Genomic DNA, 24,584 nt, shown 5'->3' on the forward strand with positions numbered 1-24,584 from the left:
TCTCATTGGAGCCGAATAATAATGACATCTGCACATTCCAACACGTCTGCTTACGATCACCTGCGCGCCCTGTTCAGCCGGCTGTCGCGTTTCGGCCACCTGTCTGCCATCGCCGGCTGGGACATGCAAACCATGATGCCGCCGGGCGGCAGCAAGGCGCGCTCCGAAGCGCTGGCCGAGCTGAGCGTGCTGCAGCACCAGATTTTAACGGCACAAAGCACCGGCGCGCTGTTGGATCGCGCGCAGCAAGAGACGCTGGACGAACTCGACCGCGCCAACCTGCGCGAAATGCGCCGCCAATATGAAGACGCCGTGCTGCTGCCGGCCGCGCTGGTCGAAGCCAAATCACTGGCCGGCGCGCGCTGCGAACACGCCTGGCGCGCCCAGCGCCCGGCCAACGACTGGGACGGCTTCGCCGACAACCTGCGCGAAGTGGTCAAGCTCAGCCGGGAAGAAGCGCAGATCCGCGCGCAGGCGGCCGGCACCAGCCGTTACGACGCCCTGCTAAACTTGTATGAACCGGGCATGCGCAGCAGCGATCTCGACCGCATCTTCGGCGATTTGAAAACCTGGCTACCGGATCTGCTGCAGCGCGTGGTGGCCAAACAGGCTAACGAGCCCTGTCAGGCGCCGCAGGGTCCGTTCAATGTGGACACCCAGCGCCAGCTGAGCCTCAGCGTGATGAAGCTGCTCGGTTTCAACTTCGACAACGGCCGCGTCGACGTCAGCGCCCACCCGTTCTGCGGCGGCGTGCCGGAAGATGTGCGCATCACCACGCGTTACAACGAGAAAGAGTTTTTGACCGCGCTGCTCGGCATCGTGCACGAAACCGGCCACGCCCGCTACGAGCAGAACCTGCCGCGCGATCTGCTCGGCCAGCCGGTCGCCCTGGCTCGTTCCACCGCTATCCACGAATCGCAAAGCCTGCTGTTCGAAATGCAGCTGGCGCGCGGCAATGAATTCCTGAAGATCTTGCGTCCGTTGGTCACCGCGCAGTTTGGCGAACAGCCGGCGCTGGAAGAGGCCAACTTTATTCGCCTCAACCAGCGCGTTAAACCGGGCCTGATCCGCGTCGACGCCGACGAGGTGAGCTATCCTGCCCACGTCATCCTGCGCTACGAAATTGAAAAAGCGCTGATCGAAGGCGATATCGAGGTGGAAGACATTCCGGCGCTGTGGAATGAGAAGATGCAGGCTTATCTCGGCCTCGACACCATCGGCAACTACCGCAACGGCTGCATGCAGGATATTCACTGGACCGACGGCGCCTTCGGCTACTTCCCGACATACACCCTCGGCGCGATGTACGCCGCGCAGCTGTTCCACAGCGTGCGTCAGGCCCTGCCTTCGCTGAGCGAAGATATCGCCGCCGGCAACCTGCAGCCGCTGTTCCACTGGTTGCAGCACAATATTTGGCGCCACGGCAGCCGTTTCCCGACCGAAACGCTGATCGCCAACGCGACCGGCGAAGCGCTCAACCCACGCTACTTCCGTCAGCATTTGGAAACCCGCTACCTGTAATCTCTCCTGGCGCGGCCCCGGCCGCGCCCTTTTCCCGCCTGCATGACCGGATAATGTTTCATAGCGCGCATTCCTTGCCGACAACGCCTTGGCCACAGAGTGGCGGCTGGCTACCTACCATAAGTATGTTGTAACTAAAATGGCAAAAAACGCCGGGCTTTCCAGCCTCTCATCCCAGCGCATGACGGGCGATCATCGCCGCCAGCTGCGGCCTCAATGGCGCGGGCAGGTCATGCCCCATGCCCGGCATGATATGCAATTTGGCGTTGGCGACCGCACGGGCGATCGCAACCCCACCCGCCTTGCGCACCAGCCGATCGCGATCGCCGTGAATAACCAGCGTCGGCGCGGCTATGCGCCGGCTATAACGACGCAGATCGCCGCTGCCGAGCAACGCGGAAAGTTGCCGCTGCATGCCTTCCGGATCCACGCCCCGCTTCAGCAACCGCGTCACCAGCGTATCCAGCTCCGCCTCCTCCGGCGGATAAAATCGGGTGCCGAGCGCGCGCAGGAAGGTTTTCATCCCCTCGTGGCGCTGCTGCAGCGTCAAATCGGCCGCAGGCCGGCGCACCAACAGCCATAGCAGCGAAGGGGCCGGCGGCGGTAACAGCGGTTGATTGGTGCTGGAGAACAAGATGCATAACGAGGCGACGCGCTGCGGGTATTCGGCGGCCAGCACCTGGGCGATCATCCCCCCCATCGAAGCGCCCAGTACGTGAGCCTGCGGAATGCGTAAATGATCGAGCAGATGCGCCGCGTCCGCCGCCATGTCCGCCAGGGTATAAGGCACCGGCGTTTGCCAACCGAGCTGGGCGCGCAACATCAGCAGCCACAACGGCTGCGTACGTTGTGCCTGCGTTTTGCCGGAAAGGCCGACGTCTCGGTTGTCATAGCGGATCACCCGAAATCCCTTGGCCACCAGGGCGCGGCAGAAGTCGTCAGGCCACAGCAAAAGCTGTGCGCCGATCCCCATGATGAGCAGCAGCGGCGGGTGCGCCTCATCGCCCCAGTCCTCATAGGCCAGCGGCACCTCGCCCTGTTCGGTCACGCCACAACGAATTGATATCTCGTTCATGTTAAATCCTTTTTACCGTGCCTGGCGGTCATTATAACAGCAATCCCACTCCCCACCGCCGCCCTGTACATTAGGTTACATGCCGAAACCAATCACTCACGGAAAGGCGGGCGCCGTTTGCCTACTATCATTTCAACGGCCCCGCAGTGGGGTTGATACCCAAAAGCCATATTGAGGATTCTGCGATGAAAAAAGTATTAGCTCTGGTTGTTGCCGCTGCAATGGGTCTGTCTTCCGTAGCTTTCGCTGCCGAGGCTGCCACCACCGCACCTGCGGCTAGCGCAACCACCGCCACCGCTGCGCCGGCTAAAGCCCAGGTGAAACACCACGGCAAGAAAGCCCCGGTTCAGAAAGCTCAGGCGGCCAAAAAGCATCACAAAAAAGCCGGTGCGAAAGCCCCGGCCCAAAAAGCCCAGGCGGCTAAAAAACACCACAAGAAAGCTAGCCACAAAAAGGCGTAACAACGTGAGGCTCCCCTCACCGTTTCAGGCTTGACGTGTACAACACCCGGTTCGCCGGGTGTTTTTTCATCGGGGGTTCGCATTGATGCTGCGCCGCTACCTGTTCGAGATCGTTCTGACCGCCCTGATCCTTTGCGGACTGATCGCCGTCTTTTTTTACCTGTAGCCTGCCGCATCGCCGGCGGGAAATTATTGAAAAATCAATTATTGCCCATCCACACGGATGCTAAATCAGTCTATAGTTAGCATTCAGTGTGTTTATGGATGATCCGTATTTGTCAGGCAAGAGATCTATGCGCAAATCCGTTTTACTGTTGCTGTGCTCACTCCCGCTCATCGCTGCTCAGGCGGCACGCGCCGACGGCCCGTCCAAGGCCGAGCAAACGCGTCTGTTTTTCGGCAAAGATGAACGCATCAAGGTCACGGATACCACCGCCCAGCCCTGGCAGGCCATCGGCCAGGTCGAAACCGCCAGCGGCAATCTGTGTACCGCCACGCTGATCTCCCCACACCTGGCGTTGACCGCCGGCCACTGCGTGCTGGCGCCGCCGGGGCAACTGGATAAAGCCATCGCCCTGCGCTTCGTGGCGGGCGATAAATCCTGGCGGTATCAAACCGACAATATCGAAACTCTGGTCGACAGCAAGCTGGGCAAAAAGCTGAAGCCGGACGGCGATGGCTGGATCGTGCCGCCCGCCGCCGCCGCTTATGACTTTGCGCTGATCCGTCTGAAAGACAAAAAGCCGCTGCCGATCGCACCGTTGCCGCTGTGGCAAGGCGACAGCAAGGCGCTGACCCAGGCCCTGAAACAGGCCAAGCGGTTGATTACTCAGGCGGGTTACCCGGAGGATCATCTGGATGACCTCTACAGCCACCAAAACTGCAAGGTCACCGGCTGGGCCCAGCAAGGCGTACTGTCGCACCAGTGTGATACCCTGCCCGGCGACAGCGGCTCACCGCTGCTGTTGAAAACCGCCGACGGCTGGCAGTTGATCGCCATCCAAAGCTCGGCGCCGGCGGCGAAAGATCGCTACCGCGCCGATAACCGCGCCCTGGCGGTGCCCGGCATCCGGGAAGCACTGGACGCCCTGGCGGCAGGCAAATAGCCTTTATCTCCACAAGCGCTGGTTTCAGGCGATCTCCCTTAACCAGCGTTTAATCCGAGAGAAAGAGGGTTTTAATGTTAAGAAACATGCCATTATCGCCTTGATTAAAACCCGACAGTTCTTTGTGTCATGCCAATGATCGAAAATATTGCCATGCTCTGGAGAATAATCTGAGGCAATAATGACATATAAATAACTCTATCTTTTTGGTTCTAATAAAATGCTCAGAAATCTCATCGTGAAAACTCCTTATATTTTCCTTTACATAAAATCGATGCCGTATCAAATCAACTTATTTGGGTGTGAAATTGATATGTATATTCTTTTCCCTGGTAAAGGCCAAAAGCTCACCCAAACACTCTTCTCGGCCAATCCCAGACTGTTTTACACCACCAAATGGAGCACCAAGAAAATGTTTAGCCACATCATTTATCCACACAAACCCTGCCTCAACATCCTGAGCCAATTGATTCGCGTCTTGCAGGCTGTCAGTCCATATAGAACAAGTTAGCCCAAGATCCAACTGATTCACTTGTTGAATAAGACTTTTCTTGTCATCCCATTTTATAATGGACAACACGGGACCAAAAATTTCTTCCCGTGCAATATCCATATCCATGGTTACATCAGCAAATACAGTTGCTTCAAAAAAACAGCCGTTCTTTAGTGATTCATGTGCGGGCCTCGAGCCTCCGGCAATAAGCCGTGCCCCAGCAAGCTTTGCCTGCTCAACATAAGATTCCACGCGGCTTAATTGAGCCTGAGAAATCAATGCCCCCATGGTGGTTTCAGGGTCTGACGGTATGCCTGGTTTAAATCGAGTCACGCGCGATGCAACCTTTTCGATAACATCCTCATATATATCGCTATGAATGTATGCCCGGCTTGTTGAACCACATGATTGCCCGCACCACTCAAAATTCATACCACGTATCACAGCATCGGCAACTTGATCTGGATTAGTATCAGAGAAGGCAATGAGGGCATTTTTTCCACCTAACTCAAGCAGCACCGGTTTTATCGTTTCCGCGGCTGCACGCATTACCGCCCGCCCCGTAGGTATGCTTCCGACTACAGTGATCATTGAAACGCCTGGATGCTGCGAGAGTGCAGCGCCAACGGCCTTCCCTCCTGTCACCACATTGAAGACTCCTGGCGGCAACAGTTCGTGAAAGAGCTCAGCCAGTCTCAGCGCCGAGAGCGGACTTTGCTCTGAGGGTTTAATTATAACGGCATTTCCCGCCGCCAACGGCGCAGCTATTTTCCCCGCACACGTCAGGAGTGGGTGGTTGAAAGGAATTATTCGCGCAACAACACCATAGGGCTCCCGTGTCGAAAAATTAACGGTCCCGACTCCCATTGGGATTGAGCTTCCTTTCATCTCGGTGACAAGTCCCGCAAAGAAGTCCAGCAGTTCTGCCGCCGCAGCCACATCCCCATATAACATCTGCACAGGGTTTCCGCAGTCAATGGCATCAAGCAACGCCAGCTCGCGTAAATTGCTGCGGATTACAGCAGCCATTTTTCGAAGTGTTTTTGCTCTTTCGAGTGGCTTGACTTGACGCCACAGCTGAAATCCATTTCTGGCGGCGTCAATAACGGAAGATACGTCGCGTTCGTCAGCTTCTGCAACTTTGCACAACTCCGTTCCGGTTCCTGGGCTATTCACTGCTCTGACTTCACCTCCGACGGGAGCATGCCAATTTCCGCCATAATACAGATTACGGGAAATGGGTAATACGCTCTGCCAAGAGGACGCTTGCGATTGCATACTATATTCATCTGCCATAATTAAGCTACTCCTATACAAATTTATCATTTAAATAATTCATCAAATATCACTGGGATTATGATGCCCTATCTTCTCCGATGAGAGGGTTAAATCTATCAGTAACCGTGGTTTGCCTTGCTTTGTTTTCCGCCAACGCGCTCATCAAAAAGTTGGCGACTGACCGTTTTTATAAAAAAAGCCAGATAACATCTCATTCCGCTTTCAAATACTGATGCGCGACTTCTTCAGAATAAGCGCCGCTGTGTGGAGCATAAGGCAAAAATGCCGTATTCCCATAATGCATCCAGAAAAACCCGCTGAGCTATCCATTGCCAATTATAAATATCAGTGTCGTTTACAAAATCAGTAAGACAACAAACACAAGAAATGAAATGTCTATGATTGTAAATATCACTATAAACCGCCCCACCGTCATCATCCCTCCTTGCACTGCGCTCAAACATATGTTCTCTGATAGCCGATGTATGTTATTGCACTGTATCCGTGGTAGATTAATATACCCACTTGACTCACTCATGTTTATCTGTCGGCGGCTCTGGTAAAATATCTTTTCGCCATTAAGGGCGGTAATTCAGCTTCACCATCAGCACTTTGAGCATAATTAATTCAACATCTCAGCCAGCTCTTCCGCACCTTTGTCAATTCCCACCTCGGCCGCGTTGAGCGAGCCGATACTTGCACCGATATTCATGGCATTCGGATACTGTCTGGCCACGTAGGCGTTGAGAAGGCTATGGTTGGAAGCATCATAAAGCTCCACAACGTAATTCACTGAGCCGTTGAATAATCCTTCCTCACCACGGATAGATTGCACAATATTGTAAGGCCCTCCCACCAGAGGGTCTAACTTAGTGATAGTGCCGATAAAAGACGTCGTCGTATCAGCACCTGTTAGCGTCAGTTTTAATCGGATAGTACCGGAAATTGGTGTGCTGACCTCCCGGAAGTGTGGACGCAAACTTTCGCTGAATTTGTTATACATATAATCCGCCAATAACTTGCGCTCTTCCGGTAAGAGATCGCCAAACTGGTGATCCCCCCCTTGATAAATAACGACCGGTTCGATAATGATATTGGTGTATTTACTCCAGTCCACTGGCGGGGCATAGCGGTAAGGAATACGGTTGGATTTATCATCAGTGTTAGGAGTGAGCAATGATGATGAATCAATGCTAGCATACCGTACCGGTGGTTTTGCCGAACATCCGGCCAAAATAACGGTAGGTACCGCAACAACCAAGAGAAAAGCGTTGATGTAATTAGACATTTAAGACTCCCGACCAGGATATCATCGATACTGATTTTAACTGATTGTTTTTCCCCAGAAAAACAACCGAAATATGGTGCTTAACAAGACTTTTCTTTAGGTGGATGGTGGTGTACACAACCAAGAGCGATCATAAAAACACCAAAACAGTACCACCTGGTACACTTTTATCATAGTTTCATCGCGTGTCAAGAAAAAGCCTCTTGTCATGTAACCATTGCTTTAACGGTAAGGAATACTAATGAAAGTACGTACTAAAGCACGCCGCGACGCTATCGTCGAAGAAGCGGCATTGCTTTTTCAAGAAATGGGCTATGAACGAGCGTCAATGAATGAACTGGTCAAGCGGATTGGCGGATCGAAAGCGACTCTTTACCGTTATTTCCCTTCTAAAGAGGCGCTATTTGTCGCCGTTGTTCGTGAACATGCAACTCAGCACCTCACAGAAGCCGCTGAGGGACTGATGATTGATGCGCAAACTTTCACGCTGGAACAGACTTTGATGCGTTTTGCCGAGCGAAAGCTGCAGGTTGTTGCCAACGATAATAGCGCAATCGCCGTTTATCGGATGGTGGTTGCCGAGTCTGGTAATTCTGATATCGGCACTCTATTTTATGATGCAGGAATACGAGAAAGTGTAACAAAACTCTCGGAACTCATGGCGATAGCGATGGAGCGTAAGGAACTGCATTTGGCAGATCCGCACCTTAGAGCTTTACAATTTTTGTCGCTATTAACCGCAGAGGTTGATATGCGTGTGTACCAGCGCCAATTAACCCCGCTAAGTACACCGCAAATTCAGGAAATGGTTTGCCATGCAGTTCACATGTTTTTAAATGGAGCGGCATTCAGAGATAATGGCTGAAAAAAGGCCTCTGTACCTCAGGCATCCCTCATTTTTTCTTTTAACAATTCGTTTGAAATCACGCTGAATCATTAAATTCAGTGTAGTCACGCATCTGGTATTCAAGGTTTTCGAAACAAACTTTGGGACAAACATGCACCTGAAACATCCCCGTTCTCTCAGTAATGCAGCCTCCAGCGCACTCGAAGAGGGTTCGGCTCGCCTTTCATGCCATCGGAGCCGAGCCTGGACAGGCAAACGCCCCCTGGCAGAAATATGCCAGGGGAATGCCTCCACGGTGCCCCCTCTCGCCCGGCGGCCCAAAACCTTCTGCCCGGCCAGTTGTGCTGTCTGTCGTTCGACGCCGGCCGGCGCACCCGAACTTAGCCCGAAAGCTGTTCGATAGTTTGCAGAATGCGCTTGTCGGAGATCGGGTACGGCGTGCCCAGCTGCTGCGCGAACAGGCTGACGCGCAGCTCTTCGATCATCCAGCGCACCGCTTTCACCTCTTCCTCCTGCTGCCGCTTGGGCGGCAGCTTGTTCAGCCACTGCTGCCAGGCCTGCTGCACCTGCTCCACCCGCAGCATCTGCGCGCGATCGCGATGCGGATCGATGGCCAGTTTTTCCAATCGGCGTTCGATCGCCTGCAGGTAGCGCAGCGTGTCCGGCAGGCGTTTCCAGCCGTTGCCGGTGACGAAACCGCGGTAGACCAGGCCGCCAAGCTGGGTTTTGATGTCCGACAACGCCAGCGCCAACGACATATCCACCCGGCCTTTCAGCCGTTTGTTGATGTTGAAGACCGCCGTCAGGATCTGCTCAACCTGCCTGGCCACCTCGACGACCGTGTCGTTCAGCTCGGCGCGGATCTGCTCCTGCAGGCGGGCAAAGCCTTCCTCTTGCCAGACCGGGCCGCCGTGTTCGGCGATCAGCTTGTCGATACCGCACGAAATGCAGTCGTCGATCAGCTCCAGCACCTTGCCGTACGGGTTGAAGTAGAGCCCCAGCTTGGCCTTGTTCGGCAGCTTTTCATGCAGGTATTTGATCGGCGAAGGAATATTCAACAACAGCAGGCGGCGCGTGCCCTGCCACATCGCCTGTTGCTGCTCGCTTTCGCTGTCGAACAGGCGGATCGCCACGCTGTCCTTTTCATCCACCAACGCCGGGTAAGCCTTCATCGAATAGCCGCCGCGCTTCTGCTCGTAAAACGCCGGCAGTTGGCCAAAGCTCCAGACATGCAGATTGCTCTGCTCCAGCCCATCGTCGGCCACCGCCGACAGCGTCTCCTGCACCTTCTCTTTCAGCTGCAGGCGCAACGCGGCCAGGTCTTTGCCTTCGCGCAGCGTCTGATTTTTCTCGCCCACCACGCGGAAGGTCATCTTCAGGTGATCGGGTACCTGATCCCACTGCCAATCATCACGTGACACGGTCACGCCAGTCATGCGCCGCAGCTCGCGCTCCAGCGCGTCCAGCAGCGGCAATTCCAGCGCAGTGACGCGGCCAAGGAACGCCTCGGCGTAGTTCGGCGCCGGCACGAAGTTGCGGCGCACCGGTTTCGGCAACGATTTGATCAGCGCAATCACCAGCTCGCGGCGAATGCCGGGGATCTGCCATTCGAAGCCCTGCTCCTCCACCTGGTTGAGGATCGGCAGCGGAATGTGCACCGTCACGCCGTCGGCGTCGGTGCCCGGTTCAAACTGGTAGCTCAGCCGCAGCTTGAGGTTGCCCTGATGCCAAAAGTTCGGGTAATCAAGCGCGCTGATCTTGTTGGCGCCGTCCTTAATCAGCATCTCTTTTTCGAAGTTCAGCAGATCCGGCTGCTGTTTGGCCGCGCTCTTCCACCAGCTGTCGAAATGACGGCCGGAAACCACGTCGTTGGGGAGACGGCGATCGTAGAAGCCGAACAGCGTTTCGTCATCCACCAGAATGTCGCGGCGGCGTGATTTATGCTCCAGCTCCTCCACTTCGGCGCGCAGCTTTTGGTTTTCGCGGAAGAAGGCGTGGCGCGTCTGCCAGTCGCCCTCCACCAGCGCATGGCGAATAAACAGCTCACGGCACAGCAGCGGATCAATGGAGCCGTAATTGACCTGGCGCGCCGCGACGATCGGCAGGCCGAACAGCGTGACCTTTTCGCTGGCCATCACCGCCCCCTGCGACTTCGACCAGTGCGGTTCGCTGTAGCTGTGTTTCACCAGGTGCTGAGCCAGCGGCTCGATCCATTCCGGTTCGATGCGCGCGGCGATGCGCCCCCACAGGCGGCTGGTTTCCACCAGCTCGGCCACCATGGTCCACTTCGGCGGCTTCTTGAACAGGCCGGAGCCGGGGAAGATGGAGAAGCGGGCGTTGCGCGCGCCGGTGTATTCCTGCTTGTCCGCATCCTTCTGGCCAATGTGCGACAGCAGGCCGGTCAGCAGCGCGGTGTGCACGCTGCGGTAGTCGGAAGGCGTGCTGTTGATCGGCAGCCCCAGCTCTTTCACCACCTGGCGCAGCTGGGTGTAGATATCCTGCCACTCGCGCACCCGCAGGTAGTTGAGGAAATCGTTGCGGCATAGCCGGCGGAACTGGCTGGAGGAGTTCGCCTTTTGCTGCTCCTGCAGATAATCCCACAGGTTGACGAACGCCAGGAAGTCCGAGTCCTTGTCGGCGAAGCGGCGGTGTTTTTCATCCGAGGCCTGCTGCTTGTCCATCGGGCGCTCACGCGGATCCTGAATCGACAGCGCGGCGGTGATGATCATCACCTCGCGCACGCTGCCGCTCTTCTGCGCTTCCAGCACCATGCGCGCCAGACGCGGGTCGATCGGCAACTGCGCCAGCTGGCGGCCCTGCGGCGTCAGCTGATAGTGGCCGTTGTCGGCGGTGGCGATCGCCCCCAGCTCTTCCAGCAGGCGCACGCCATCCTGAATGTTGCGCTTGTCCGGCGCCTCGACGAACGGAAACGCGGCGATGTCGCCCAGCCCCAGCGAGGTCATCTGCAGAATGACCGACGCCAGGTTGGTGCGCAGAATTTCCGGATCGGTAAACGCCGGCCGCGACAGGAAATCCTGCTCGGAGTACAGACGGATGCACACCCCTTCCGACACGCGGCCGCAGCGCCCTTTACGCTGGTTGGCAGAGGCCTGCGACACCGGTTCGATCGGCAGGCGCTGCACCTTGGTGCGGAAACTGTAGCGGCTGATGCGCGCGGTGCCCGGATCGATGACGTACTTGATGCCCGGCACCGTCAGCGAGGTTTCCGCCACGTTGGTGGCCAGCACGATGCGGCGGCCGTGGTGCGACTGGAACACCCGGTTCTGCTCGCTGTTCGACAGGCGTGCATACAGCGGCAGCACCTCGGTGTGCGGCAGATTGAGGCGGTTCAGGGCGTCGGCGGTATCGCGGATCTCGCGCTCGCCACTCATGAAGATCAGAATGTCGCCCGGCCCTTCGCGGCCAAGTTCGTCCACCGCATCGAAAATCGCCTGCAGCTGGTCGCGATCGGTATCGTCGCCGTCGTCGACCACCGGGCGGTAGCGCACCTCCACCGGGTAGGTGCGGCCGGAAACCTCGATGATTGGCGCATTGTTGAAATGGCGCGAGAAGCGCTGCGGATCGATGGTCGCCGAGGTGATGATCACCTTGAGATCCGGGCGCTTCGGCAGCAGTTCGCGCAGGTAGCCGAGAATAAAGTCGATGTTGAGGCTGCGCTCGTGCGCTTCATCGATGATCAGCGTGTCGTACTGCATCAGCAGGCGGTCCTGCTGAATTTCCGCCAGCAAGATACCGTCGGTCATCAGCTTGACCAGGGTATTTTCTCCCACCTGATCGTTGAAGCGCACCTTGTAGCCGACGCTGCCGCCGAGCGGGGTTTCCAGCTCGTCGGCGATGCGGTTGGCGACGGTGCGGGCCGCCAGGCGGCGCGGCTGGGTATGGCCGATCAGCCCTTTCACCCCGCGCCCCAGTTCCAGGCAGATCTTCGGCAGCTGGGTGGTTTTCCCCGAGCCGGTCTCCCCGGCGACAATCACCACCTGGTGATCGCGGACGGCGTTTAATATGTCCTGTTTTTTTTGGCTGACCGGCAGGCTTTCCGGATAGGTAATGCGCGGGCAAGACGCGGCGCGCGCCTGCACTTTTTGCCGCGCCGCCGCGATGTCGCTTTCTACTTCGGCGGCCACCGCCAGCTGGGCATCGGGATTTTTGATTTTTCGTGCGCCCTGCAGGCGACGACGCAGACGTTGTTGATCGCGGAGCATCAGCTCACCCAGTTGGGCCGGCAGTGCCTCGAGCGGAGATTTCACGTTCGGTGTTCCTTGTTTCTTCGCCGCCAAGGCCAGGCTTGGCAACGGTTTGATGTTTTTTTAGCGATTTTTTTGCTTTAGCCGCACAGCCTATCACAAACGGCTTTCTCCCCCTACTTCCGCGAGTAAAGCCTCGCCATGTCATTCAATAAAATCGAACGAAGATCTCGAAATATTGCGCTATCACTGTTGGAGGAATGTGAATAGCATGTACTCCATGCAAGGGACGCTGAGTCCTGATGTCACTGTCACAACGTAAGGAATTATCGATGAGCAACGTATTGGTTCTGAAATCAAGCATCCTGGCGACCTACTCTCAGTCTAACCAACTGGCCGATTTCTTCGTAGAGCAATGGAGCAACGCCCACAGCGGCGACACCATCACCGTGCGCGATCTGGCCGCACAGCCCATCCCGGTGCTGGACGGTGAACTGGTCGGCGCGCTGCGTCCTTCCGATGCTCCGTTGACCCCGCGTCAACAAGAAGCGCTGGCCCTGTCGGACGAGCTGATCGCCGAGCTGCAGGCCAATGACGTCATCGTGATTGCCGCGCCGATGTACAACTTCAACATCCCGACCCAGCTGAAAAACTATTTCGACCTGGTTGCCCGCGCCGGCGTGACCTTCCGTTACACCGAAAACGGTCCGGAAGGCCTGGTGAAAAACAAACGCGCGGTGATCCTGACCAGCCGCGGCGGCATTCATAAAGGCACCCCGACCGACCTGGTGGAACCTTACCTGCGTCTGTTCCTGGGCTTCATCGGCATCACCGACGTGGAGTTCGTCTTCGCGGAAGGCATCGCCTACGGCCCGGAAGTGGCGACCAAAGCACAGGAAGACGCCAAGGCGGCCCTGTCTCAGGTGGTGTCTGCCTAAGATCCTGCGCAGGGGCGCCGCGCCCCTGCCGGACAAGAAGCAAGTCCTGTCAAACCTGCACTACCCTCATAATAATCATCTATCCGTATCTCTTGGCGCGCCAGACGGCGCGCTTTTTTTATTTCTTCAGCCACTGGCCGTTGATGCCGCGCACATACTCGCCGCTCTGCGCCCGCGTCACCAGCTTCTGCCCGGCCATGCGCGCCACTTCGTCGACGGCGATATGGTTGCCGTCCGCCACTTCCTGATACTTCTCGGCGCGGCCGGCGTTGATGCGCTTCACCAGCGCCAGCGTTTCCGCGTCCTGCTTCACCGGGGCGATATAGCCGCTCAGGGTTTCGCCCACCCGCCCTTGCTGCTTCGCCTCATCCAGCGTCAACGCCATCGCCACGCCGCTGAACAACCAGGCGGCGCCGGCCAGCCACAAATAACGTTTTTTCATGTCGGCTCCTAGAACAGACCGCTTTGGGTTTTCAGCAGGTTTTCGACGTCCTTATCCACCTTGATATGAATTTCATGCTCGATCTTGACGTTCATATTGATGGTGATCGGATCCTTCGGCGTCGCCACCTCGATGCGCGGCACGCAGCCGCTCAGCAGCGAAACGCACAGCACCGCTGCCAGCGTCGACACACTCATGATTTTCATTGTTGCTCCCCAGGTTGTGAGAGGGCCTGCTCCAGCCACTCCTGTAAATTGTCGCCGAAGCGCAAACTGCGCCACAGCTGAAACACGTTTTCCTGATGCCGATAGTTCAGGATCACCTCGCGCTTGGCGTTCTTCTGCGGGTTGATGCCGTCGATACGCGCGCTCAGCGTCAGTTCGCCCAGGTTGTCGAGATCGACCCGGGCGTGCGAACGGTTGATTTCCATGTAGCGCAGCCAGTCGATCGCCGCGCCGGTCGCCAGGTTGTTGCTGCCGATGGCGTCGGCCATGTCTTTGTCCAGCCGCAGCGTCAGGGTGCCGGCGTTGGCGATCCAGCCGTTTTGCACCAGCCATTTCGGGTGGTTCAGGAACAGCGGCAGCTCACCGTCGACCCGGCCGGACATGGCGAACTGCTTCGGCTTCAGGGCGGTAAACAGCGCGCTGAGATCGACCTTGTCCAACTTCAGCACCGCGGCGTCATGCTGCGGCAACCGCAGCGCCGACAGGCTGATATGCCCGTTGAGCATGTCCACGCCGACGTTGCTCAACGTCAGCGGCTGCCCTTCGCTATAAGGATAGGTGCCCTGCAGATCGGCGGAAATGTTCTGCATCTCGAACAGGTTGCTGAAAGACTTGATGCGCAGCGACACCGGCTGTTTGGCCCCCAGCAGCCACTGATGCTGCTTGAACCGGTACGACAGGATAAAGTCCAGGCCGCTCATTTCGCCGTCTTTCAGCCACATGCCGCCGTTTTTCACCACCCAGTGGCCGCCGGCTTCGAAGCCCTGCTCGCGAGCGGCGGAAAACGCCGACTGCGCATAAAACTCGCCGTCGCGCAGCGTGAGATTGAGCTCCGGCGCGAGCAGCGGCTGGAAGACCTTCAGCGACTGTTTCGGCCACCAGGCTTCACCGCGCAGGCGTTCGCCGTCCCAACGGCCGCGCAGCGCGATCGGCCCGATCTGCTGTGCCTGCAGTTTGCCCTGCAGCTGGAAACTGTCCGGCGAAAGGCCGTTCACCTGCAGCGCCAGCACCGGCGCCGGCAGATGGCCGCCGTCGCTGAAGCTGACCTTATCCGCCGCCAGTTGCAGCTCGCCGTTGAACTGCGGGCTTTGTTCATCACGCCGCCAGCGCAGCGGCCGGTTGAGGCTCAGGCGCGGCGCGGCGACCGTCACCAAACCATACTTCAATTTATCGAAACCGGTGGAGAGCTTGTCGAGCACCAGCTCGCTGTCCTGCCAGCGCCCGCTGCCGGCGACGTCCCAGGCGGCCTGCAGCGGCGGCAACCGGCCGTTGCCCCAGTAACGCCACTGCCAGTCGCCCTTGTCCGGCCAGAAATCCTGCGCCTGGCCGTCCAGGTGCAGCTTGAAGCGCCCCCAATAGCTGTCGCTGGCGTTCAGAATCGCCTGCAGGCGGCCGGTGATACCGGCGGCAGTCACCTTCACGCCCGCCAGCGGCAAACGCGCCTCTTCCAGCGTCATTTCCGGCGTCACCTTGCCCCACAGGCGCAACAGCGACCCCGGCTGCAGCACCAGCGTCGGGTTGAGAATGCTGCCGCCGATCACGCCCGGAATCGACGCGGTGGCGGAGAAGTCGGCCAGATTGGCCTGACCGGTCAATTGGAAGCGCAGATCGCTGTCGGTCAACCCTACCTTGCCCGGACCGAGGGTGAGCACCGCATTGCCCTTGCCGTTGTGGCCGGCGGTGATCACGTTCAGCCGCGCGCTGATCTCCGTTTCATCCCACCCTTTGCTCCAGTCGTGCAGCGCAACGCTCAGGCCGCCGTTCAACGGCTGCCCGCTGTACGGCCAACGCCACTCGCCCTGCCTGATGCTGACCCGCTGCGGCGCGACTTCCCACGGCAGCACCGCCAGCGGCCGATCGTCGCCTTTTTCGCTTACCGTCAACACGCCCTGCCGCTGTTGCCAGCGCATGTCCAGCAATACCGGTTTTTCCAGATAGGCGGTCTGCATTTCCCCCTGCAGCGCGCCCTGCGTCGGCAGGCTGGCCAGATCCAGCGGAATGGTTATCTTGCCGGCGAGACGCAGCGGTTGCGCGCTGTTGGGCGGGACGACGGTCAGGCTCTGCAACGTCAGCTGCTGTTTCTCATCCAGCTGCGCCTCGGCGCTGAGATTCGGCCCCTGATAATGCAGGCGTTGCCCGTCAGGGCCGGAGGAAAGCTGCAGCTTGCCGGCATAACGCTGCCAGGGAACCAGCGTCAGGTCATTAATGGTGAGGTCCAGCGGCGGCAGCTGTTGCTGCAGCTGATCGAGCGCCAGCGGCGCGCTGTTGGCATCGCCGCCCGGCAGTTTTGACAAACAGGCGCTATCGACGCTGACCTTATCGCTCGACAGCTGCCAGCGGCCCTGGCGATAAGCCAACCGCGTCGGCCCGACGTTGGCCAGCAGGCAATCTTGCGCGGTGAAACGCGCCCCCGCCAGCGCCAGGCCGCCCTGGCGCCAGTGCAATTTGCCCTGCAACTCCAGGCGGCTTCCCGCCGGCAACCAATGCGATAACACGCCCGGCAGCCAGCGCGGCAAAGTTTGCCACAACGCCAGCACCAGAATTGCGCAGCCCGCCACCGTCCCTATGAATACTTTTAATCGCCTGGTCATTAAATGATTGCTTCGTTCCTGAGTTAGGCATTGGTTAAGTCTATGCCTGAATTGACAATAATGATGGCATGAATTTGACATAGGGTGAAGCTGAGCGGGGTCGCAGCGGCGATTTGCACCTTTTTGGCGCAAACGTGTGCGGAGTTGTAGATTTTCGTTACATATGCATCACATAAACAGGACAGTTTTCAGACTTTTGTTATTGTCGTTGCCATTGATGATTAATAGTCTTGCAACCATTCTAATAAAAGTTCAGCTGCTAGCTAACTGTGTACTAGAGAAGCCATTCCCCACACCCCCGTGGGGATTTTTTTGCCTTAATGCCGAATCACGGCGTCAATAAAATCGTGCAATATGCGGCTGTCGCTCGCTTTACGCCAGATAGCATAAATATCGCTGCGCATTTCATTCCCGCATTCTATGTATGCAACCTTTCGCTGCCGCGCCAGGCTTTCGGGCACAAACGCATAGCCTAATCCCGCTATTACGCAGGCAAATATCACGTCGTAGCATTCCACCTCCAGCAGCGCGGCGGGGATGACTTGCTGCTTCTGCAGCCAGGCGTCCACCAGATGGCGATAGTGGCATTGCCGCGAATAAACATAGAGGTCGCTTTTTGCCAACAACGCCGGCCGACATGCCCCGCCAATGAAGACCAAACGCTCCTGGAAAGCACGCCGGCTCTGCATCTGCGGATGTTCGATCGGCCCATCTGAAAACACCACGTCCAGCGCCCCTTTTTGCAGCTGAAACTCCAGATCCAGCGAATATCCCTGCACCACACTCAGCTGAACGCGGCGATTTTGCGCACGGTAATGGGCCAACTTTTGCGGCAAATGATGACTCAACGCGATATCCAGCGCGCCAAGCCTCAGTTCGCCCTGCACCGGATCCTGTTCAAACTGCGCTCGCGCCCGCTCTTCGATAGCCAAAAAGCGCTTGGCCTTATGGTAAAGCGCTCGGCCTTCCGGCGTGAGCGACAGCCGATTGCGCTCACGCTCGAACAGCGTGACGCCGCACGCCATTTCCAGCTCTTTTAATTTCTTGGTCACGTTAGAGGGCACGCAAAACAGCCGCTCCGCCGCGGCCGTGAGACTCTCCGACTCCACCACCATGCAAAAGGCGGCTAACTGGGCACGTTTAAACATCTTGAGCTTTCACCAAAAGTGAACGATTCACGAACTTTATTTCACTTTTAGTCAGCCATCAAGTCCGTAAAATCCTCGCTGTCAGCACAATGCTGCCCCTGGAGATATCCAGTTTCATTACCAACCGAGGAAATCAATCATGATTACGCTCAACGTCTTTTTTCAGGTCAATCCGGCCAAGCGGCAAGCGTTTCTGAGCCTGCTCAACACCATGGTGCAGGAATCCAATAAAGAAACCGGCTGCTCTTTTTACCAGCTTTGGCAATGCCAGAGCGATGAGAACAGCTACGCGCTGATCGAAAACTGGGACGATAAGGCGGCGCTTTCAGCACACCAGAAAACGCCTCATTGGATCGCCTTTAACGATGTCGTTAACAGTTATTTGACCCATGATTACGATGAGCATCATTACACGGAAATCGCTCGTTAAAACCGCGTGAACCGGCCTAATGCGGGCCGGTTTCACTCCCCTGTCTGATAGAACAAGCCCCGCGCGGGACAAACTGCTAACCAATTGTCGAATTTACTAAAATCTGTTAAATTGATCACAAAATCACGGTGGAGAAACCACGATGAAATTGGCGATATACAGTACCAAACAGTATGACCGTAAATATCTCGAACTGGTGAATCAGCAGTTTGGCTATGAGCTGGAATTCTTCGACTTTTTACTCAGCAAAAAAACCGCCAAAACGGCCGCCGGTTGCAAGGCGGTGTGTATCTTCGTCAACGACGACGGCAGCCGTGAAGTGCTCGAAGAACTGGCGGCGCTGGGCGTCGAAATTCTCGCCCTGCGCTGCGCCGGTTTCAATAATGTCGATCTGGACGCCGCCAAAGAGCTGGGCATCAAGGTGGTGCGCGTGCCGGCCTACTCACCGGAAGCCGTGGCGGAGCACGCGGTAGGCATGATGATGTGCCTGAACCGCCGTATTCATCGCGCCTATCAACGCACCCGCGACGCCAATTTCTCGCTGGAAGGGCTGATCGGCTTTAACATGCACAACCGCACTGCCGGCGTGATCGGCACCGGTAAAATCGGCGTAGCGACGATGCGCATTCTGAAAGGCTTCGGTATGAAGCTGCTGGCTTACGATCCGTTCCCGAGCGAACAGGCGCTGGAACTGGGCGCGGAGTATGTCGACCTGAAAACGCTGTACGCGCAGTCCGACGTGATCACCCTGCACTGCCCGCTGACGCCGGAAAACCACCATCTGCTGAATGCCGACGCCTTCGCGATGATGAAAAACGGCGTGATGGTGATCAACACCAGCCGCGGCGCGCTGATCGACTCCACCGCCGCCATCGACGCGCTGAAGCAGCAGAAAATCGGCGCGCTGGGAATGGACGTTTACGAGAACGAACGCGATCTGTTCTTTGAAGACAAGTCTAACGACGTGATTCAGGACGACGTGTTCCGCCGCCTCTCGGCCTGCCACAACGTGCTGTTTACCGGCCATCAGGCTTTCCTGACCGAAGAGGCGCTGACCAGCATTTCGCAAACCACGCTGCAGAACATCAGCCAGTTGGATCGCGGCGAAGCCTGCCCGAACCAGTTGAACGCCTGAGCGTCACCTCGGGGCGCCCTTGCGGCGCCCTGTTTATTTGAGAGAACGCGATGAGAAAAACCACGGTAGCCGCCCTTGCGGCGCTGGCTTTAGCGGGGTGCAGCATGAAACCACATACGGCCGTCACGCCAGGCGATCTGCTGCATCACAACTTCGTGTTGCAGAGCGTGGATGGCGAAACGGCGAAGCCACCGGCGGGCGGCGGCCTGCTCAATCTGGAGTTCAGCGAGAACCTGCATGTCTCCGGCGCGATGTGCAACCGCTTCTTCGGCCAGGGGCAATTACGCGACGGCGTGCTGACGGTGAAACCGCTGGCGACGACGCGCAGGCTGTGCCCTGATGAACAGCGCAACCGCTGGGATCGGGCGATCGCCGCCGTGCTGGAAAACGGCGCCGAAGTGACGCTAAACGCCCAGCAGCTGACGCTCAACGGCAGCGGCCACACGCTTATCTATACCCTGCGCGATTGGGTGTATTGATCCTGCGCGCCAGGCCTGGCGCCGCGGGCTTACCCGGCGCAGCTGCCCAGGCCCAGCGTGCGTTCTTCGCACTGCTTGCCGTTCGGCATCTGGCACATGCGCAGCGCTTCACCGTTCAGGTTGTGCGCGATGGTGGTGACGCCGCCGACCGCCGCGCAACCGGCGCTGGTCTGCAACGTATTGATTCTGGCACTGTTGCCCTGCTGTACTGGTTCTTCGTTATTGCTGCTGCAGGCGGCTAAAAGCAGCACGGCGCTGGCAAGCAGCCATTTTGATGTCGTCATTATCCCACTCCTGAACCCGGAACTGCGCTGTGTAAAATCGCCATTGCTGATAACGCGCGTCACTTGGCGGACACGTTTCGCTATCTTTGATGCAAACTTGTTTAATCTAGCTCGATATATAAATAATGAAAATATATTCCAGCCATTATTTGTCGTTTTTTTGCGTCGGCCGGACATTTATTTTGTTTGCAGAATATTTCCGCACCGGCGCGCGGTGCCAAACGTGACGGCGCCACCCGCTGCCAGGCTTCGGCCGCACGCAGAAAGTGATAACGTCACCGCTGCCGACCAGGAAGTTTTTCCGGCGATATCGCTATTCATTATCTTCGCGTGCTTTCAGTGAAACGGCGCATTTTTTGCCACCGGAGAGGACGATATTTGCGTCTATGCTGGCGGCGCTAAGTAATTAGCATTCCACTATTTTCAGTGAATGATGGCTGAATTCTTCAACCGGCGCGACTTGCTGTCGCGCCGGCTTTTTTTCACATTAAAATAACACTCAGTGCACCGTGGCTTTCGACAGTAAATTAATCACCAGCACGCCGGCAATAATTAATCCCATGCCGACGATCGCCGGCCAATCCAATTTTTGCTGATAAACAAATACCGCGGCGACCGACACCAGCACGATCCCCATGCCTGACCAAATCGCATACACGATGCCCAGCGGCATACTCTTGACCACCATCGACAGCCCCCAAAATGCCACGCCGTAGCCCAGCACCACCAGCAGCGACGGCCACAGGCGGGTAAAGCCCTCGGAGGCTTTCAACATGGTGGTGGCGATCACTTCCGCGACTATCGCCATCGTCAAATACATAAATGCGCTCATGATTTTCTTCTGTCAGTTTGCCGATGCGCAATTATGACGCGCCGGAAATAAATTGTCTTTAAACGGTGAAAACAATTTATTGCCGCCGGCCCCCAATCGACGAGGAAATAGGCCTTTGACGATTTGTCACCCGCCACACAAACACGATAAAGCCGCGTTCAAACCCTCTGTTAGACTTTTTTCCATTACTGCGAAAGTGCGCTTTCGCGGCTTTGAGAGCAATGAAAAGGTAACGCCGATGATAACTACAGATGGTAATAATGCAGTCGCTTCCGTGGCCTATCGCACCAACGAAGTGATTGCCATCTACCCTATCACGCCGAGTTCCACCATGGCGGAGCAGGCGGATGCCTGGTCCGGGGATGGCCGGCAAAACATCTGGGGCGATATCCCGCGGGTGGTGGAAATGCAGTCGGAAGGCGGCGCGATCGCCACCGTGCACGGCGCGTTGCAAACCGGCGCGCTGTCGACCTCGTTCACCTCATCGCAGGGTCTGCTGTTGATGATCCCGACGCTGTACAAACTGGCCGGCGAGCTGACGCCGTTTGTGCTGCACGTCGCCGCACGCACCGTAGCCACGCACGCGCTGTCCATCTTCGGTGACCACTCGGACGTGATGGCGGTGCGCCAGACCGGCTGCGCCATGCTGTGCGCCGGCAGCGTGCAGGAGGCGCAGGACTTCGCGCTGATCTCGCAGACCGCCACCCTCAACGCGCGCGTGCCGTTTATCCATTTCTTCGACGGCTTCCGCACCTCGCACGAAATCAACAAGATCGTACCGCTCAGCGACGATACGCTGCGGCAAATGCTGCCGCAGGCGGCGATCGACGCTCACCGCAGCCGGGCGCTGTCGCCGGATCATCCGGTGGTGCGCGGCACTTCCGCCAACCCGGACACCTATTTCCAGTCGCGCGAAGCCACCAACCCGTGGTATGACGCCACCGGCCAGCACGTGATCGACGCCATGGCAGCCTTCGCCGCCCTCACCGGCCGCCACTATCGGCCGTTCGACTATTACGGCCACCCGCAGGCCGAACGCGTGGTGGTGGTGATGGGCTCCGCCGCCGGCACCTGCGAAGAGGTGATCGACACCCTGCTGGCCCGCGGCGAGAAAGTCGGCGTGCTGAAAGTCCGGCTGTTCCGGCCGTTCTCCGCCAAATACCTGCTCGACGCGCTGCCGGACAGCGTGCGCAGCGTCGCGGTGCTCGATCGCACCAAAGAACCGGGCGCGCTGGCCGAGCCGCTGTATCTGGACGTGATGACCGCGCTGGCGGAAGCCTACAGCCGGGGTGAGCGCGCCACGCTGCCGCGGGTGATCGGCGGCCGTTACGGCCTGTCGTCGAAAGAATTCGGCCCCGACTGCGCGCTGGCGGTGTTCCGCGAGCTGGCCCAGCCGCAGCCGCGCCCGCGCTTTACCGTCGGCATCTTCGATGATGTCACCGGGCTTTCGCTGCCGCTGAGCGACGAAATCCTGCCGCAGCGCGCCTCGCTGGAAGCCCTGTTCTACGGTTTGGGCAGCGACGGCTCGGTCTCGGCCACCAAGAACAACATCAAGATCATCGGCAACGCCACGCCGCTGTATGCCCAGGGCTATTTCGTCTACGACTCCAAAAAGGCCGGCGGCCTGACGGTGTCGCACCTGCGCGTCAGCGAGCAGCCGATCAACTCGGCTTACCTGGTCAGCCACGCGGACTTCATCGGCTGCCACCAACTGCAGTTTATCGATAAGTACCAAATGGTCGAACGCCTGAAGCCCGGCGGCACCTTCCTGCTCAATACCCCTTACGGCGCCGACGAGGTCTGGTCGCGCCTGCCGCAGGAGGTTCAGGCGCTGTTGCACCAACGCCAGGCGCGTTTCTATATCATCAACGCCGCCAAGCTGGCGCGCGAATGCCGGCTCGGCGCGCGCATCAACACCGTGATGCAGATGGCGTTCTTCCACCTGACGCAGATCCTGCCGAGCGACGTGGCGCTGCAACAGCTGCAGGACGCCATCGCCCGCAGCTACAGCAGCAAGGGCCAGGAGATCGTCGAGCGCAACTGGCAGGCGCTGGGCGCCACCCGGGCCGCGCTGACCGAGATCCCGCTGCAGCCGGTCGACGCCAGCAGCCCGATGCGCCCGCCGGTGGTCTCGGACGCCGCGCCGGACTTCGTCAAAACCGTCACCGCCGCGATGCTGGCTGGGCTGGGCGATGCGCTGCCGGTTTCCGCCTTCCCACCGGACGGCACCTGGCCGGTGGGCACCACCCAATGGGAAAAGCGCAACATCGCCGAAGCGATCCCGATCTGGCAGCCCGACCTGTGTACCCAGTGCAACCACTGCGTCGCCGCCTGCCCGCACTCCGCCATTCGCGCCAAGGTGGTTCAGCCGGCGGAGATGGAGCACGCCCCCGCCTCCCTGCAGTCGCTGGATGTCAAAGCGCGCGATATGCGCGGCCAGAAATACGTGCTGCAGGTAGCGCCGGAGGATTGCACCGGCTGTAACCTGTGCGTCGAGGTCTGCCCGGCGAAAGATCGCCAGAACCCGGAGATCAAGGCCATCAACATGGCTTCGCGCCTCGATAATCTGACGGCGGAAAAAGACAACTACGACTTCTTCCTGCAGCTGCCGGAAATCGATCCGGCGCAGCTGGAGCGCATCGACATTCGCACCTCGCAGCTGATCACGCCGCTGTTCGAGTACTCCGGCGCCTGCTCCGGCTGCGGCGAAACGCCGTACATCAAGCTGTTGACCCAGCTCTATGGCGACCGTTTGCTGATCGCCAACGCTACCGGCTGCTCGTCGATCTACGGCGGTAACCTGCCGACCACGCCGTACACCACCAACGCCGAAGGGCGCGGCCCGGCGTGGGCCAACTCGCTGTTCGAAGACAACGCCGAATTCGGCCTGGGCTTCCGTTTAACGGTCGATCAACATCGCGCGCGAGTGCTGCGCCTGCTGAATGCTCTGGCGCCGCAGCTGCCGGAGCGGTTGGTCAATGCCCTGCAGATGGGCGACGTGGCGCCGGAGCCGCGCCGTAAGCAGATCGCCGAACTGCGCACGCTGTTGGCCAATCTCGAAGGCGAAGACGCGCGCCAGCTGGCGGCCGGCGCCGACTACCTGGTGGATAAATCCATCTGGCTGATCGGCGGTGACGGTTGGGCCTACGACATCGGCTTCGGCGGTTTGGATCACGTCCTCAGCCTGACGGAGAACGTCAACGTGCTGGTGCTCGACACCCAGTGCTACTCCAACACCGGCGGCCAGCAGTCGAAGGCCACGCCGCTCGGCGCGGTGACCAAGTTCGGCGAACACGGCAAGCGCAAGGCGCGCAAGGATTTGGGCGTCAGCATGATGATGTACGGCCATGTCTACGTGGCGCAGATCTCGCTGGGGGCGCAGCTCAACCAAACGGTGAAAGCAATTCAGGAGGCCGAGGCCTATCCGGGGCCGTCGCTGATCATCGCCTACAGCCCGTGCGAAGAGCACGGCTACGATCTGGCGCTCAGCCACGATCAGATGAAACAGCTGACCGCCACCGGCTTCTGGCCACTGTACCGCTTCGATCCGCGCCGCAGCGCCGAGGGCAAGGCCGCATTGGCGCTGGATTCGCGGCCGCCGAACAGCAGCCTGTCGGAAACGCTGCTGAAAGAACAGCGTTTCCGCCGCCTGAACGCGCAGCAGCCGGAAGTGGCCAGCGCGCTGTATCAGGCCGCCGAGAAAGAGCTGCAGGAGAAATACGATTTCCTCAGCCTGCTGGCCGGCAAGGCGGAAAAATCCGCCGCAGAGTAACCTCCCTCAGGGCGCGAGCGATTCGCGCCCTGTTC

The 24,584-nt window shown here is 58.3% G+C and carries 20 protein-coding genes; 9 read left to right on the forward strand and 11 right to left on the reverse strand.

Annotated features, from left to right (window positions below; all coding sequences use genetic code 11):
• Positions 1–21 precede the first annotated feature (21 nt).
• Entirely contained in the window at positions 22–1,521 is a 1,500-nt protein-coding gene (locus ABTW55_RS24425; RefSeq protein WP_033648429.1) for a carboxypeptidase M32, read from the forward strand.
• Between the two features lie 169 nt (positions 1,522–1,690).
• On the opposite strand, the gene ABTW55_RS24430 is transcribed toward ABTW55_RS24425, so the two are convergent.
• A complete protein-coding gene (locus ABTW55_RS24430; RefSeq protein ID WP_033648430.1) occupies positions 1,691–2,596 on the reverse strand; it encodes an alpha/beta fold hydrolase in 906 nt (301 codons plus the stop codon).
• Positions 2,597–2,781: 185 nt separating this feature from the next.
• Here ABTW55_RS24430 and asr point away from each other — a divergent pair, with 185 nt between their 5' ends.
• Positions 2,782–3,057, forward strand: a complete 276-nt coding sequence (gene asr, locus ABTW55_RS24435; RefSeq protein WP_033648431.1) for an acid resistance repetitive basic protein Asr — start codon at positions 2,782–2,784, stop codon at positions 3,055–3,057.
• 293 nt (positions 3,058–3,350) lie between these two features.
• Positions 3,351–4,163 (forward strand): serine protease, encoded by an 813-nt coding sequence (locus tag ABTW55_RS24440; protein ID WP_033634660.1) that lies wholly within the window; start codon positions 3,351–3,353, stop codon positions 4,161–4,163.
• Between the two features lie 292 nt (positions 4,164–4,455).
• Here the strand turns inward: ABTW55_RS24440 and ABTW55_RS24445 are convergent, their stop codons facing one another.
• Both ABTW55_RS24445 and ABTW55_RS24450 read right to left on the reverse strand, forming a co-directional pair.
• A complete protein-coding gene (locus tag ABTW55_RS24445; protein ID WP_200761765.1) occupies positions 4,456–5,952 on the reverse strand; it encodes an aldehyde dehydrogenase family protein in 1,497 nt (498 codons plus the stop codon).
• Between the two features lie 604 nt (positions 5,953–6,556).
• A complete protein-coding gene (locus tag ABTW55_RS24450) occupies positions 6,557–7,222 on the reverse strand; it encodes a DUF3313 domain-containing protein (RefSeq protein WP_047567285.1) in 666 nt (221 codons plus the stop codon).
• Positions 7,223–7,463: 241 nt separating this feature from the next.
• On the opposite strand from ABTW55_RS24450, the gene ABTW55_RS24455 reads away from it, so the two are divergent.
• The gene (locus tag ABTW55_RS24455) at positions 7,464–8,087 is read left to right on the forward strand and encodes a TetR/AcrR family transcriptional regulator (RefSeq protein ID WP_033653064.1); all 624 of its coding nucleotides are present in this window, start codon (positions 7,464–7,466) and stop codon (positions 8,085–8,087) included.
• Between the two features lie 362 nt (positions 8,088–8,449).
• Here the strand turns inward: ABTW55_RS24455 and hrpA are convergent, their stop codons facing one another.
• Entirely contained in the window at positions 8,450–12,337 is a 3,888-nt protein-coding gene (gene hrpA, locus ABTW55_RS24460) for an ATP-dependent RNA helicase HrpA (protein ID WP_072021559.1), read from the reverse strand.
• A gap of 269 nt (positions 12,338–12,606) precedes the next feature.
• Here hrpA and azoR point away from each other — a divergent pair, with 269 nt between their 5' ends.
• Entirely contained in the window at positions 12,607–13,212 is a 606-nt protein-coding gene (gene azoR / locus ABTW55_RS24465; RefSeq protein ID WP_033634661.1) for an FMN-dependent NADH-azoreductase, read from the forward strand.
• Here azoR and ABTW55_RS24470 read toward each other — a convergent pair.
• The 5 genes from ABTW55_RS24470 to ABTW55_RS24490 form a co-directional block, all read right to left on the reverse strand.
• A complete protein-coding gene (locus tag ABTW55_RS24470) occupies positions 13,209–13,346 on the reverse strand; it encodes a hypothetical protein (RefSeq protein ID WP_107685448.1) in 138 nt (45 codons plus the stop codon). The two genes, azoR and ABTW55_RS24470, sit on opposite strands and share 4 nt — an antisense overlap.
• Positions 13,331–13,654: a YdbL family protein gene (locus ABTW55_RS24475; protein ID WP_033634662.1), complete on the reverse strand. Its 324-nt coding sequence runs from the start codon at positions 13,652–13,654 to the stop codon at positions 13,331–13,333. The genes ABTW55_RS24470 and ABTW55_RS24475 overlap by 16 nt, the downstream gene beginning before the upstream one ends.
• 8 nt (positions 13,655–13,662) lie before the next feature.
• On the reverse strand, positions 13,663–13,860 hold the full coding sequence (locus ABTW55_RS24480; protein WP_025302979.1) for a YnbE family lipoprotein: 198 nt from the start codon (positions 13,858–13,860) through the stop codon (positions 13,663–13,665).
• On the reverse strand, positions 13,857–16,469 hold the full coding sequence (locus tag ABTW55_RS24485) for a YdbH family protein (RefSeq protein ID WP_033653063.1): 2,613 nt from the start codon (positions 16,467–16,469) through the stop codon (positions 13,857–13,859). Before ABTW55_RS24485 ends, ABTW55_RS24480 begins: the two co-directional genes overlap by 4 nt.
• Before the next feature lie 317 nt (positions 16,470–16,786).
• On the reverse strand, positions 16,787–17,617 hold the full coding sequence (locus tag ABTW55_RS24490) for a LysR family transcriptional regulator (protein ID WP_060421228.1): 831 nt from the start codon (positions 17,615–17,617) through the stop codon (positions 16,787–16,789).
• Between the two features lie 139 nt (positions 17,618–17,756).
• On the opposite strand from ABTW55_RS24490, the gene ABTW55_RS24495 reads away from it, so the two are divergent.
• The 3 genes from ABTW55_RS24495 to hslJ all read left to right on the forward strand — a co-directional run bounded on the left by ABTW55_RS24495 (position 17,757) and on the right by hslJ (position 19,661).
• Complete coding sequence (locus ABTW55_RS24495; RefSeq protein ID WP_033648435.1) at positions 17,757–18,047, forward strand: putative quinol monooxygenase; 291 nt, start codon at positions 17,757–17,759, stop codon at positions 18,045–18,047.
• Between the two features lie 142 nt (positions 18,048–18,189).
• Positions 18,190–19,182 carry a 2-hydroxyacid dehydrogenase gene (locus ABTW55_RS24500; RefSeq protein ID WP_016927571.1) on the forward strand — a complete coding sequence of 331 codons (993 nt, stop codon included), beginning with the start codon at positions 18,190–18,192 and terminating at the stop codon, positions 19,180–19,182.
• Between the two features lie 50 nt (positions 19,183–19,232).
• The gene (hslJ, locus tag ABTW55_RS24505; RefSeq protein WP_060421231.1) at positions 19,233–19,661 is read left to right on the forward strand and encodes a heat shock protein HslJ; all 429 of its coding nucleotides are present in this window, start codon (positions 19,233–19,235) and stop codon (positions 19,659–19,661) included.
• A gap of 29 nt (positions 19,662–19,690) precedes the next feature.
• Here the strand turns inward: hslJ and ABTW55_RS24510 are convergent, their stop codons facing one another.
• Positions 19,691–19,945, reverse strand: coding sequence for a DUF333 domain-containing protein (locus ABTW55_RS24510; protein ID WP_015377999.1), 255 nt, complete (start codon positions 19,943–19,945; stop codon positions 19,691–19,693).
• A gap of 499 nt (positions 19,946–20,444) precedes the next feature.
• Entirely contained in the window at positions 20,445–20,777 is a 333-nt protein-coding gene (gene ssmE, locus ABTW55_RS24515; RefSeq protein ID WP_033634669.1) for a multidrug efflux SMR transporter SsmE, read from the reverse strand.
• A gap of 238 nt (positions 20,778–21,015) precedes the next feature.
• On the opposite strand from ssmE, the gene nifJ reads away from it, so the two are divergent.
• Positions 21,016–24,549 carry a pyruvate:ferredoxin (flavodoxin) oxidoreductase gene (nifJ, locus tag ABTW55_RS24520; protein WP_060421234.1) on the forward strand — a complete coding sequence of 1,178 codons (3,534 nt, stop codon included), beginning with the start codon at positions 21,016–21,018 and terminating at the stop codon, positions 24,547–24,549.
• The last annotated feature ends 35 nt before the right edge of the window (positions 24,550–24,584 follow it).

It is taken from the genome of Serratia sp. SM04, assembly GCF_040280225.1.
Classification (GTDB): domain Bacteria; phylum Pseudomonadota; class Gammaproteobacteria; order Enterobacterales; family Enterobacteriaceae; genus Serratia; species Serratia sarumanii.